This window comes from Acidimicrobiia bacterium, from assembly GCA_036271555.1.
Lineage (GTDB): Bacteria > Actinomycetota > Acidimicrobiia > IMCC26256 > PALSA-610 > DATBAK01.
The window spans coordinates 1-13,606 of sequence record DATBAK010000089.1; the positions used below are offsets into that span (position 1 = coordinate 1).

The 13,606-nt window shown below is 67.7% G+C and carries 10 protein-coding genes; 8 read left to right on the plus strand and 2 right to left on the minus strand.

Annotated elements, in window-relative coordinates; all coding sequences use genetic code 11:
- Together VH914_20625 and VH914_20630 are read right to left on the minus strand one after the other, a co-directional pair.
- Positions 1 to 363 (minus strand): RICIN domain-containing protein (locus VH914_20625; GenBank protein ID HEX4493620.1); only part of this gene is annotated, 363 nt, incomplete at its 3' end.
- Positions 364 to 383: 20 nt separating this feature from the next.
- Positions 384 to 872 carry a ricin-type beta-trefoil lectin domain protein gene (locus tag VH914_20630; GenBank protein ID HEX4493621.1) on the minus strand — a complete coding sequence of 163 codons (489 nt, stop codon included), beginning with the start codon at positions 870 to 872 and terminating at the stop codon, positions 384 to 386.
- Positions 873 to 1,115: 243 nt separating this feature from the next.
- On the opposite strand from VH914_20630, the gene rplJ reads away from it, so the two are divergent.
- The 8 genes from rplJ to VH914_20670 form a co-directional block, all read left to right on the plus strand.
- A complete protein-coding gene (rplJ, locus tag VH914_20635; GenBank protein ID HEX4493622.1) occupies positions 1,116 to 1,841 on the plus strand; it encodes a 50S ribosomal protein L10 in 726 nt (241 codons plus the stop codon).
- 44 nt (positions 1,842 to 1,885) lie between these two features.
- Positions 1,886 to 2,278, plus strand: a complete 393-nt coding sequence (gene rplL, locus VH914_20640) for a 50S ribosomal protein L7/L12 (protein ID HEX4493623.1) — start codon at positions 1,886 to 1,888, stop codon at positions 2,276 to 2,278.
- Positions 2,279 to 2,622: 344 nt separating this feature from the next.
- Positions 2,623 to 6,099 carry a DNA-directed RNA polymerase subunit beta gene (gene rpoB, locus VH914_20645; protein HEX4493624.1) on the plus strand — a complete coding sequence of 1,159 codons (3,477 nt, stop codon included), beginning with the start codon at positions 2,623 to 2,625 and terminating at the stop codon, positions 6,097 to 6,099.
- Between the two features lie 54 nt (positions 6,100 to 6,153).
- Positions 6,154 to 10,143, plus strand: coding sequence for a DNA-directed RNA polymerase subunit beta' (locus VH914_20650; GenBank protein ID HEX4493625.1), 3,990 nt, complete (start codon positions 6,154 to 6,156; stop codon positions 10,141 to 10,143).
- 147 nt (positions 10,144 to 10,290) lie between these two features.
- Positions 10,291 to 10,659 (plus strand): 30S ribosomal protein S12, encoded by a 369-nt coding sequence (gene rpsL, locus VH914_20655; GenBank protein HEX4493626.1) that lies wholly within the window; start codon positions 10,291 to 10,293, stop codon positions 10,657 to 10,659.
- 3 nt (positions 10,660 to 10,662) lie between these two features.
- Complete coding sequence (gene rpsG, locus VH914_20660; GenBank protein HEX4493627.1) at positions 10,663 to 11,133, plus strand: 30S ribosomal protein S7; 471 nt, start codon at positions 10,663 to 10,665, stop codon at positions 11,131 to 11,133.
- A 183-nt stretch (positions 11,134 to 11,316) separates the two neighbouring features.
- Entirely contained in the window at positions 11,317 to 13,404 is a 2,088-nt protein-coding gene (gene fusA / locus VH914_20665) for an elongation factor G (GenBank protein ID HEX4493628.1), read from the plus strand.
- Between the two features lie 61 nt (positions 13,405 to 13,465).
- Positions 13,466 to 13,606 (plus strand): GTP-binding protein (locus VH914_20670; protein ID HEX4493629.1); only part of this gene is annotated, 141 nt, incomplete at its 3' end.

The window sequence follows — 13,606 nt, forward strand, 5'->3', positions numbered from 1 at the left end:
CCCCTTCGGGCGGAAACGGAAGCGCTGGCTCGGTCCGTAGGAGCACTGCTTCGCGGCCAGGCGTGTGCCGGGCTGCCCGTCGCCGTAGTCGAGGCACCGACCTTGGGCGACGACGAGCGAGCTCGATCCGTCGGTGTTGTCCGTGAAGGCGAAGTGCTGCGCGTCCTGTGCCGCGCAAATGCCCACCTCGATGGTCACGTCGTTCGGGTCGGCCTCGTCGAGCGCGAGGCAATAGTTCGTGTCGGCCTGGGTGCGGATGCTGAAGTCGATCCCGTGGACGTACGAGTGCTTCTGCGCGCGCGCCCACACCGCCGCCCCGCCCGCGCCGATGGTCACGACCAACGCGACGATCCCCAACGTCACCGCGACCCTGTGCATCGCCTTCACCGGCTCAGCGAGAACGTCTCGTCGCCGCGCGTGCGGTGACAGCCGTCGTCGTAGACCGACGCGTTCTGGGTGGCCTTCACCGCGGTGACGCACACCTTCCCCGCGGGGTCGTTGATCTTGTCGGTCAAGCGGTAGAGGAACTGCTGGCTCGGACCGAAGTCGCACGCCGCCGTCGTGATGAGCGTGCCCGCCTTGCCGTCGCCGCGGTCGAGACAGTTGCCGAATCCGTCGACGAGCTGGAAGGTCCCGTCGGCGTTGTGCGTGAAGGTGAAGTGCTCGTTGTCGTTCGGCACGCACGAGGCGACGATGACGCTCCCGTCGCCCGGGGAGTCGACGCAGAAGTTCGAGTCGGCCGTCGTGTGGATTTGGAAGTCGATGCCGTGCGGTTGTGGCACCTTCGCGACCCGCGCCGACACGGCCGCGCCCCCGGCGCCGACGCCCGCGACGACCAGCACGATCCCGACGCCCACCGCGATCCTTCGCATGGCTCGACGGTACCGACAGATCGGTTGGTCCTCCAGTGCCCGAGCGGAAGTGGGCGACCAAGAGTCGGCTGGCCCGTGACCACCGGGTGCCGGTAGCATCATCCGCCGAAGTTCCCGTCGCCAAAGATCTCCGGTCTCTCTCGAGGTAATGGGCTCCGGCCCGCCGGACGAGGCGTGTTCCTCGGGGTCGTGCACCTGCACGACCGCGGTCGACGACGGTTGCCGACCGACACGAGGAGCACGATGGCGACCAAGGCCGATGCCGGCAGCGACCAGCTGCGCCGCAAGGCCGAGGTGATCGACGAGATCCGCAGCAAGCTCGACGCTGCAGATGCCGCCGTCCTCACCGAGTACCGCGGCCTCAGCGTGACCGATCTTGCCGACCTGCGCGCGTCGTTGCGCCCGGCGTCGACCGAGTACAAGGTCTTCAAGAACACGCTCGCCCGCCGCGCCGCAGAGGACACCGGCCTCGCCGAGATCGTCCCGCTGCTCGAAGGCCCGGTCGCGATCGCCTTCGTGACCGGCGACGCGGTGCTCGCGGCGAAGGCACTGCGCGACTTCGCCCGCGGCAACCCGAACCTCGTCGTGAAGGGCGGGCTGCTGAACGAGCGGGTCCTCACGGCCAAGGACATCGAGTCGCTCGCCGACGTCGCGCCCCGCGAGGTGCTGCTCGCCCGACTCGCCGGCGGGTTCCAGGCCCCGCTCGTGAAGGCCGCCGGCCTGTTCCAGGCGTTCACCCGCAACATGGCCTACGGCATCAAGGCGCTCGTCGACCAGCGCGTCGCCGGCGGCGAGGTGCTCGACGAGCCGGCGACCGCCGAGCCCGAAGCCGCCGCCGAACCGGAAGCCGCCGCGGCCGAGACCGCCGCAGAGCCGGAAGCCGCAGAACCGGAAGCCGCAGAGCCGGAAGCCGCGGCGCCCGAAACCGCGGCCGACGCACCCGACACCGAGACGCCCGCCGAGGCCTGAGCCTCGAACCACTGATCGCAACAGGAAACAGGAGACCACGCACCATGGCGACCATGAGCACCGCAGACCTGCTCGACGTCTTCAAGAACATGACGGTCCTCGAGCTGAACGACTTCCTCAAGGCCTTCGAGGACGAGTTCGGCGTGACCGCGGCGGCGCCCGCGGTCGCGGTCGCCGCGCCCGCCGCCGGCGGCGCCGGTGGTGGCGAGGCCGCCGCCGAGGAGAAGGACGAGTTCGACGTCGTCCTCATCGCGGCCGGCGACAAGAAGATCCAGGTCATCAAGGAGGTGCGCTCGCTCACCAGTCTCGGCCTGAAGGAGGCCAAGGACCTGGTCGACGGCGCGCCCAAGCCCGTCCTCGAGAAGGCCTCGAAAGAGGACGCCGAGAAGGCAAAGGGCCAGCTGGAAGGGGCCGGCGCCACCGTCGAGCTCAAGTAACGACCGGCGTTCGCGCAGCTCCACGCGCGGGCGGTTTCGGCCTCCGGTCGCACGCTGCCGGCGCTCGGAAGGCTTGCAACCGGGGGGCCCTCGTCGTATCCTCGCCGCCACGAGGACGCGACCGCGTCCGCCAACCGAGTTGCGGCACCGAGGGCCGGCGTAGCTTGTGCTATGCTCCGGCCTAGTCGTGTCTGCCCGCTCGTGTCCTGCGTTTCCGTCTGCGTCTCGCAGCGCGCCTCGTGCCCGAGCCGTGGACTCTCCCGGTTCACCTCTGCCGTTCGGCGCCCTGATGGGTCTGCCGCGGTGTTCGTGTTCTTCCCGACGATTGCTGGAATGGAGTCACGTTGGCTCGTCGTCCTCGTGAGCGCGTTTCGTTCGGAAAATTGCGTGAAGTCAAGGAGCTGCCCAACCTCATCGAGGTCCAGACCGAGTCGTTCCAGTGGTTCCTCGAGGACGGCGTCGCGGAAGTGCTCCGCGACATCTCGCCGATCGAGGACTTCACCGGTCAGCTCAAGCTCGAGCTGACCGACCACGTCTTCGACCCGCCGAAGCACTCCGAGGAGGAGTGCCGCGAGCGCGACATGACGTACGCGCGCCCGCTGTTCGTCACCGCCCGGTTCATGAACTCCGGCACCGGTGAGATCAAGGAGCAGACGGTCTTCATGGGGGACTTCCCGATGATGACCGACCGCGGCACGTTCATCATCAACGGCACCGAGCGCATCGTCGTCAGCCAGCTCGTGCGCTCGCCGGGCTGCTACTTCGGGCTCAACCCCGACAAGACCGCGCCGGAGAAGGACATCGCCGACGCCAAGATGATCCCGGGCCGCGGCGCGTGGCTCGAGTTCGAGATCGACAAGAAGGACGTCGTGTACGTCCGCATCGACCGGAAGCGCAAGCAGCCGGTGACGGTGCTGCTGAAGGCGCTCGAGTTCGGCGAGACCGATGAGGAGCTGCTGAACCTCATCACCGACGACGACGGCCGTCCGTACGAGTCGATCCGCAACACGCTCGAGAAGGACCACACCGAGAGCGCCGACGACGCGTTCATCGACATCTACCGCAAGCTGCGCCCGGGCGAGCCGCCGACGCCGGACTCCGCGCGCCAGCTGCTGCAGAACCTGTTCTTCAACCCGAAGCGCTACGACCTCGCGAAGGTCGGTCGCCACAAGGTCACGAAGAAGCTGCGCGACGAGTACCCGAAGATGGGGCTCAAGCGTTTCGGCATCGAGACGCCGACCGGCGACGTCGACGGCGGCTCGGGCTTCACGCTCAGCAAGGCCGACATCCTCGCGGCGATCAGCTACCTCGTGAAGCTCCACGCGAACGAGCCCGGCTACTACCCCGACGACATCGACCACTTCGGCAACCGCCGCGTGCGCTCCGTCGGTGAGCTGATCCAGAACCAGGTGCGCGTCGGCCTGTCGCGTATGGAGCGCGTCGTGCGCGAGCGCATGACGACGCAGGACGTCGAGGCGATCACGCCGCAGACGCTCATCAACATCCGGCCCGTGGTCGCGGCGATCAAGGAGTTCTTCGGCTCATCGCAGCTGTCGCAGTTCATGGACCAGACGAACCCGCTCGCGGGCCTCACGCACAAGCGCCGCCTCTCGGCCCTCGGGCCGGGCGGTCTGTCGCGTGAGCGCGCCGGGTTCGAGGTGCGAGACGTGCACCCGAGCCACTACGGCCGCATGTGCCCGATCGAGACGCCGGAAGGCCCGAACATCGGTCTCATCGGCTACCTCGCGTCGTTCGCGCGCATCAACCGGTTCGGCTTCATCGAGACGCCGTACCGGAAGGTCACCGACGGGCGCGTCACCGACGAGATCGTCTACCTCGCGGCCGACGACGAGGACACGCGCGTCATCGCGCAGGCGAACGCGTCGGTCGACGAGAGCGGTCGCTTCAACGACGAGCGCGTGCTCGTGCGGGCCGGTCGCGGCGAGATCGCGTACGTCACCCCGGACGAGATCGACTACATGGACGTCTCGCCGAAGCAGATCGTCTCGGTCGCGACCGCGCTCATCCCGTTCCTCGAGCACGACGACGCCAACCGCGCGCTCATGGGCGCCAACATGCAGCGGCAGGCCGTGCCGTTGCTGCGGTCGACGGCTCCGTACATCGGGACCGGTGTCGAGGCGCGTGCCGCGCGCGACGCGGGCGACGTGGTGCTCGCCGAGGACGCGGGCACCGTCATCGACGTCGCCGGCGACCAGGTGACCGTCGACTACAAGGCGATGGGCAAGAAGTCGTACCGGCTCCTCAAGTTCCGTCGCTCGAACCAGGGCACCTGCATCAACCAGAAGCCCGTGGTGAGCGAGGGCGACATCGTGAAGCGGGGTGACGTCCTCGCCGACGGTCCCTCGACGCACGAGGGCGAGCTCGCGCTGGGCAAGAACCTGCTCGTCGCGTTCATGCCGTGGAAGGGCCACAACTTCGAGGACGCGATCGTGCTCTCGGAGCGGCTCGTCAGCGACGACGTGCTCACCTCGATCCACATCGAGGAGCACGAGATCGACGCCCGCGACACGAAGCTCGGCGCCGAGGAGATCACGCGCGACATCCCGAACCTCTCCGAGGACATCCTCAAGGACCTCGACGAGCGCGGCATCATCCGCATCGGTGCCGAGGTCGGCGCGGGCGACATCCTCGTCGGCAAGGTCACGCCGAAGGGCGAGACCGAGCTCACGCCGGAGGAGCGCCTGCTGCGCGCCATCTTCGGTGAGAAGGCGCGTGAGGTCCGCGACACGAGCCTGAAGGTGCCGCACGGCGAGACCGGCAAGGTCATCGACGTGCGCGTGTTCTCGCGTGACGACGGCCACGAGCTGCCGCCGGGCGTGAACCAGCTCGTGCGCGTGTACGTCGCCCAGAAGCGCAAGATCTCCGAGGGCGACAAGCTCGCCGGACGCCATGGCAACAAAGGCGTCATCTCGAAGATCCTCCCCGTCGAGGACATGCCGTACCTCGCCGACGGCACGCCGGTCGACATCGTGCTCAACCCGCTCGGTGTTCCGAGCCGGATGAACGTCGGCCAGGTGCTCGAGGCCCACCTCGGGTACGTCGCGCGCCACGGCTGGGGCGAGAACCCGTCGACCGTGCGCTCGCCGAACAAGACGAGCACGATCACCGAGCCCGCGGTGTGGATCAACACGCCGGTGTTCGACGGCGCGCACTGGGACGAGACCGAGCAGGCCGGCGTCGAGGGCACGATCCAGACGCTGCTCGGCCAGCTCCACCCCGACGGCGCGAACGGCATGAAGCTCATCAACAGCGCCGGCAAGACCACGCTGTACGACGGCCGCACCGGCACGCCGTACGACCGCGAGGTCACCGTTGGCTACATGTACATCCTGAAGCTGTCGCACCTCGTGGACGACAAGATCCACGCCCGGTCGACCGGCCCGTACTCGATGATCACCCAGCAGCCGCTGGGTGGGAAGGCGCAGTTCGGCGGCCAGCGCTTCGGGGAGATGGAGGTGTGGGCGCTCGAGGCGTACGGCGCCGCGTACGCGCTCCAGGAGATCCTCACGATCAAGTCCGACGACGTCCTCGGCCGCGTGAAGGTCTACGAGGCGATCGTCAAGGGCGAGAACATTCCGGAACCCGGCATCCCCGAGAGCTTCAAGGTGCTCATCAAGGAGATGCAGGCCCTCTGCCTCAACGTGCGCGTGATCAACGAGCGCGGCGAGGAGGTCGAGATCCGGGAGCTCGACGAGGACGCCTTCCGCACCACCGAGTCCCTCGGCATCGACCTCTCGCGTCCCGAGCGCGGCACCGACGAGGAAGACGCGGCCCGCGAGACCGCACGGCTCAACTCCTAACACCAGTCAGCACGGCCACCCATCGAGAGATCCCATAGGGAGGCGAGACACCTAGTGCTCGACGTCAACGACAGCGCGCAGCTCTCCATCAGCCTCGCGACCGCGGACCAGATCCGTACCTGGTCGAACGGCGAAGTCAAGAAGCCGGAGACGATCAACTACCGCACGCTCAAGCCCGAGAAGGACGGCTTGTTCTGCGAGAAGATCTTCGGTCCCACGAAGGACTGGGAGTGCTACTGCGGCAAGTACAAGCGCGTCCGGTTCAAGGGCATCATCTGCGAGCGCTGCGGCGTCGAGGTGACGCGCAGCAAGGTGCGGCGCGAGCGCATGGGCCACATCGAGCTCGCCGCGCCCGTCACGCACATCTGGTACTTCAAGGGCGTTCCGAGCCGGCTCGGCTACCTGCTCGACATCGCGCCGAAGAGCCTCGAGAAGGTCATCTACTTCGCCGCGCACCTCATCACCTGGGTCGACACCGAGCGCCTGCACAAGGACCTGCCGAAGCTCGAGGCCGACGTGCGCGCCGAGATCGACGAGATCCGCAACGAGGGTGAGCTGCGGATCCGCACGCGCGACGAGGAGTACATCAAGGAGCTCGAGGACCTCGAGGCGCGCGGCGCCAAGAAGAACGAGCTCGAGCGCGCGGAGAAGGCCCGCAACAAGGACTTCGAGGACATCCGCGCCCGCTCCGACCTCACCGTCGAGAACCTTCGCCTCGTGTGGGACACGTTCCGCGCGCTGAAGCCCAAGCAGCTCGTCGACGACGAGCGCGTGTGGCGCGAGCTCCAGGACCGGTTCCAGGAGTACTTCGCGGGCGGCATGGGCGCGGAGGCCGTGAAGGACCTCGTGTCGCGGCTCGACATGGGCGAGGAGGAGATCACCCTCAAGGAGGTGATCGCGACCGCCAAGGGTCAGCGCAAGGCGAAGGCGATCAAGCGGCTCAAGGTCATCTCGGCGTTCAACCGCCGCAACGAGGACGGCCGCGCGATCAACTCGCCGATGGGCATGATCCTCGACGCGATCCCCGTGATCCCGCCGGACCTGCGCCCGATGGTGCAGCTCGACGGTGGCCGCTTCGCGACATCCGACCTGAACGACCTGTACCGCCGCGTGATCAACCGGAACAACCGGCTGAAGCGGCTCCTCGACCTTGGCGCACCCGAGATCATCATCAACAACGAGAAGCGGATGCTGCAGGAGGCCGTCGACGCGCTGTTCGACAACGGCCGCCGCGGCCGCCCCGTCACGGGCCCCGGCAACCGCGCGCTCAAGTCGCTCTCCGACATGCTGAAGGGCAAGCAGGGCCGGTTCCGCCAGAACCTGCTCGGCAAGCGCGTCGACTACTCGGGCCGTTCGGTCATCGTCGTCGGCCCGCAGCTGCGCCTCCAGCAGTGCGGTCTGCCGAAGCAGATGGCGCTCGAGCTGTTCAAGCCGTTCGTCATGAAGCGGCTCGTCGACCTCGAGTACGCGCAGAACATCAAGTCGGCGAAGCGCATGGTCGAGCGCGCGCGTCCGCAGGTGTGGGACGTGCTCGAAGAGGTGATCAAGGAGCACCCGGTCTTCCTGAACCGGGCGCCAACGCTGCACCGTCTCGGCATCCAGGCGTTCGAGCCCGTCCTCGTCGAGGGCAAGGCCATCCAGATCCACCCGTTGGTGTGCACCGCGTTCAACGCGGACTTCGACGGTGACCAGATGGCCGTGCACCTGCCGCTCTCGTCGGAGGCGCAGGCCGAGGCGCGCCTGCTCATGCTGTCGGCGCACAACATCCTGTCGCCCGCGTCGGGTCGTCCGATCTCGACGCCGACGCAGGACATGATCATCGGCGTCTACTACGTCACCGAGATCGTCGAAGGTGCCGTCGGCGAAGGCCGGAGGTTCCACTCGCTCGACGAGGCCTACCTCGCGTACGAGGAGCGCTTCAGCGCCGATGGTGCCGACGCCATCTCCCTGCACGCGCGCATCAAGGTGCGCATGCCGGTCGATCGCTTCCCGGAGTCGCACTTCCCGCGTCCCCTGCCCGACGGGACACCGCAGAGCATCGTGTTGCGCGAGTACGGCGAGAACGGTTCGACGAAGGTGCTCGTCCAGACGTCACTCGGTCGGTTGCTCCTGAACGAGGCGTTCCCGAAGGGATTCCCCTTCGCCGACCGCTCGATGAAGAAGCGCGACATCACCGAGGTCGTCGGTGAGCTCGTCGAGCAGTTCGCGAAGGCGGAGGTGGCCGAGAGCCTCGACCGAATCAAGGACCTCGGCTACGAGTACTCCACCCGGTCGGGGCTCACGATCTCGATCGACGACGTGCGCACGCCGCCGGCGAAGGCCGGGCTCCTCGAGCAGTTCGAGGGCGAGGCGGCAAAGGTCGAGGCGCAGTTCGAGCGGGGCATCATCACCGACGACGAGCGCCGCCAGCGGGAGATCGAGATCTGGACCGAGGCGACCAACAAGGTCACCGAGGCCATGCAGGCGCTGATTCTCGAGGAGCAGTTCAACCCCATCGAGATGATGGTGGGCTCGGGTGCGCGCGGCAACGTCATGCAGGTGCGGCAGATCGCCGGCATGCGGGGCCTCGTCGCCAACCCGCGCGGCGAGATCATCCCGCGGCCGATCAAGGCGAACTTCCGTGAGGGCCTCACCGTGCTCGAGTACTTCATCTCGACGCACGGCGCCCGCAAGGGTCTCGCCGATACCGCGCTCCGCACCGCCGACTCGGGCTACCTCACGCGTCGTCTTGTCGACGTGTCGCAGGAGCTCATCATCATCGAGATCGACTGCGAGACGAACCGCGGCATCTGGATCGAGGACATCCTCGACGACGTCGAGAGCCGGCGCCTGCTCGATACGCGCCTGCTCGGTCGCTGCCTCGTACAGGACCTCACGCTCGCGAACGGCACGGTGATCCCGCGCAACCGCGAGCTCGACGACGACGACCTCGACCTGATCTCGGCCGACCCGGACAACAACCGGGTCCGGGTCCGGTCGGTGCTCACCTGCGAGACGATCGTCGGGGTGTGCGCGCGCTGCTACGGCAAGATGCTCGCGACCGGCAAGAGCGCCGATCTCGGCGAGGCCGTCGGCATCGTCGCGGCCCAGTCGATCGGTGAGCCCGGCACGCAGCTCACGATGCGGACCTTCCACACCGGTGGCGTCGCGGGTGAGGACATCACCCACGGTCTGCCGCGTGTGGTCGAGCTCTTCGAGGCTCGCACGCCGAAGGGCGCCGCGCTCCTCGCCGAGAGCTCGGGTGTGATCCGGCTCGGCGAGAACGAGAAGGGCGAGCGCACGATCACGATCGTGAGCGACGACGGCGAGGAAGAGCCGTACGCGGTGTCGCGTCGGGTGCACCTGGCCGTCGTCGACGGTCAGGAAGTGCGCGCCGGCGATCGGCTCGTCGGCGACGCCAAGACCCCGCTCGACCCGAAGAAGGTGCTCGAGATCAAGGGCATCCGGGAGACCCAGCAGTACCTCACCGACGAGGTGCAGAAGGTCTACCGGGAGCAGGGCGTGTCGATCCACGACAAGCACATCGAGGTGATCGTTCGCCAGATGCTGCGCCGGGTCGTGGTGCTCGAGGCCGGCGACTCCCCGTTCCTGCCCGGCGAGAAGGCCGACGCGCGGCGCTACGCCGACACGAACCGCCGTCTCACCGAGGAGGGCAAGGAGCCGGCGCAGGGTCGGCCCGAGCTCATGGGCATCACGAAGGCGTCGCTCGCCACCGACTCGTGGCTGTCGGCCGCGTCGTTCCAGGAAACCACGCGAGTGCTCACCGAGGCGGCGATCGAGAGCCGCTTCGACGACCTCGCGGGACTCAAGGAGAACGTGATCATCGGCAAGCTCATCCCGGCCGGGACGGGCATGCCGCGGTACAACGAGATCCGGACGCTCGCGCCCGACTACGAGCCGCTGCCGTTCTACTCGTCCGACGACGACGGCGACCTCGCCGACTGGCTGCGCGACAGCTCGAGCCCGGCCCAGCCGGACCTCGCGCTGCTGCAGGCCGTGGGCGGGGGCGACGGCGACCAGGCCGGAGCGAGCGGCGGAGACTGATCACGGCGTACTGCCCGACTGTTTGACCGAGGGCCAAAGGGGGCCATATCCTTCCCCGTTGGCCCTCGGCCGGACGGCCCGTTCGCGTCGTCGACGCGGGGCCGTCGTTCTTCGTCCGAACCCAGCAATCCTCCTGTAGGGAGTCGCGTGCCCACGATCGCCCAACTCGTCCGCAAAGGGCGGGAGACGAAGCCGGAGAAGACCAAGACTCCGGCGTTGAAGAGCTCACCGCAGCGGCGGGGCGTCTGCACGCGCGTGTTCACGCACACGCCGAAGAAGCCGAACTCCGCGCTCCGCAAGGTCGCGCGTGTTCGCCTCACCACCGGCGTCGAGGTGACCGCCTACATCCCCGGCATCGGTCACAACCTGCAGGAGCACTCGATCGTGCTCGTGCGCGGCGGCCGTGTGAAGGACCTTCCGGGCGTCCGCTACAAGATCGTGCGCGGCGCGCTCGACGCGAGCGGCGTCGCGAACCGCAAGCAGGCCCGCAGCCGCTACGGCGCGAAGAAGGACTAGTCGATGCCCCGCAAAGGTCCCGCGCCGCGCCGCGAGCTCATGCCCGACCCGATCTACCGGTCGGTCGTCGTCACCCAGGTCGTCAACAAGGTGCTGTTGTCGGGCAAGCGCTCGACGGCCGAGCACATCGTCTACTCCGCGCTCCAGGACATCGAGCGCAAGACCGGCGGCGAGCCGGTCGCGGTGCTCAAGCGCGCGGTCGAGAACGTCCGGCCCGTGCTCGAGGTGAAGAGCCGCCGGGTCGGCGGCGCGACCTACCAGGTGCCGGTCGAGGTCCGGCCCCGGCGGGCGACCACCCTCGCGATCCGCTGGCTGATCGGCTACAGCCGGCAGCGCCGGGAGAAGACGATGTCGGAGCGGCTCGCCGGCGAGCTCCTCGACGCCAGCAACGGCATCGGGGCGTCGATCAAGCGCAAGGACGATCTCCAGAAGATGGCCGAATCCAACAAGGCGTTCGCCCACTACCGCTGGTAGCGCAGGCGACCGGCCGTTCAAGCCCAGGGATCAGGCACCGATGAGAATTCGAGCGGTGATGCAGGAGCAGGCGACGCCCTAGCCTGACGGTTGCGCCTGGCGGACGAAGTCCGCATTCCTGACGGCCGGGCCTCTGTGCCCGGCCGAACGCTGTTCGCAGAGCTTCGAGCTGAAGGAAATGTCATGCCCCGCGAGTTCCCCCTCGAGAAGACCCGCAACATCGGCATCATGGCGCACATCGACGCGGGCAAGACCACGACGACCGAGCGCATCCTCTTCTACACCGGTCGCAGCTACAAGATCGGTGAGGTGCACGAGGGCGCCGCGATCATGGACCACATGGTCCAGGAGCAGGAGCGCGGCATCACGATCACGTCGGCCGCGACGACCTGCCAGTGGCGGGACTGCCAGATCAACATCATCGACACGCCCGGCCACGTCGACTTCACGGTCGAGGTCGAGCGGTCGTTGCGCGTCCTCGACGGCGCGGTCGCGGTGTTCGACGCGGTCGCGGGCGTCGAGCCGCAGACCGAGACGGTGTGGCGTCAGGCCGACAAGTACTCGGTCCCGCGCATTTGCTTCGTCAACAAGATGGACCGCGTCGGCGCCGACTTCTTCCGCTGCGTCGACATGATGAAAGACCGCCTCGCCGCGACGACCGCGGTGACGCAACTCCCGATCGGCGCGGAGAGCGAGTTCCGCGGTGTGATCGACCTCGTCGAGATGAACGCGAAGGTCTGGCCGATCGAGGACGACTCCGAGGGTGCGAAGTTCGACGTCGTCGACATCCCCGCGGAGTTCGCCGCCGATGCCGACCACTGGCGGCACGAGCTGCTCGAGACCGTCGTGCACGTCGACGACGAGGTGTTGGAGAAGTACCTCTCCGACGAACCGCTCACCGGCGACGAGATCCGCCGCGCGCTGCGGAAGGGGACGGTGTCGGGCGAGTTCGTGCCCGTTCTGTGTGGCTCCGCGTTCAAGAACAAGGGCGTCCAGCCCATGCTCGACGGGGTCGTCGACTACCTCCCCTCGCCGATCGAGCTCCCGCCGACCGTCGGCACCGACCCGAAGTCGAACGAGGAGATCGCGTTCGACGCCGACGAGAAGGCGCCGTTCTCCGCGCTCGCGTTCAAGATCGTCGCGGACCAGTACGGGAAGCTCACGTACTTCCGCGTCTACTCGGGGCGGCTCGAGAAGGGCGCCGAGATCTACAACTCGACGAAGGACCGCAAGGAGCGCATCGGCCGCATCCTGCGCATGCACGCGAACAACCGCGAGGACGTCGACGTCGCGTACGCGGGCGACATCGTCGCGGGGCTCGGTTTCAAGCAGACCACGACCGGCGACACGCTCTGCGAGCGCTCGCACGTGATCGTGCTCGAGCAGATGGTGTTCCCCGAGCCGGTCATCTCGGTGGCGATCGAGCCCAAGACGAAGAACGACCAGGACAAGCTGGGCAAGGCCCTGGGCTCGCTCTCCGACGAGGACCCGACGTTCCAGGTCCACACCGACGACGAGACCGGCCAGACGATCATCGGCGGCATGGGCGAGCTGCACCTCGAGGTGCTCGTCGACCGCATGATGCGCGAGTTCAACGTCGAGGCCCACGTCGGCAAGCCGCAGGTCGCCTACCGCGAGACGATCACGCAGCCGGTCGAGAAGGTCGAGGTGCGCTACGTGCGCCAGACCGGTGGTCGCGGTCAGTACGCGCATGTCGTCATCGGCCTCGAGCCGACCGGTCCCGGCGGTGGTTACGAGTTCGTCGACGCGATCAAGGGCGGCGTCATCCCGCGCGAGTACATCCCCGCGGTCGACGCGGGCATGCAGGAGGCCATGGAAGGCGGGGTGCTCGCGGGCTACCCGCTCGTCGACGTCCGCGCCAACCTCACCTACGGCTCGTACCACGAGGTCGACTCGTCGGAGATGGCGTTCAAGATCGCCGGGTCGATGGCACTCAAGGAAGCGGCGAAACGGGCCAAGCCCGCGCTGCTCGAACCGGTCATGCAGGTCGAGGTCGTGACGCCCGAGGAGTACATGGGCGACGTGATCGGGGACCTGAACTCGCGGCGCGGTCAGGTCGAGGGAATGGTGCAGCGGGGCAACGCACAGGTGGTCACCGCCAAGGTCCCGCTCGCGCACATGTTCGGCTATGTTGGCGATCTTCGGTCACGGACCCAGGGTCGCGCGACGTACACGATGCAGTTCGACTCCTACCAGCAGGTACCGGAGACGATCGCGCAGGAGATCGTCGCTCGAGTTCGCGGCGAGTAGTTCCGCCCCCAGCAGTGTCGGTGGCCGACGCAGTCGGCAGAATCAGGAGTCAGAGAGTTCGATGGCGAAGGCGAAGTTCGAGCGGACCAAGCCGCATCTGAACATCGGGACGATCGGTCATATCGATCACGGGAAAACGACGTTGACGGCGGCGATCACGAAGGTGTTGCACGACGCGGATCCGTCGACGGCGTTCACGCCG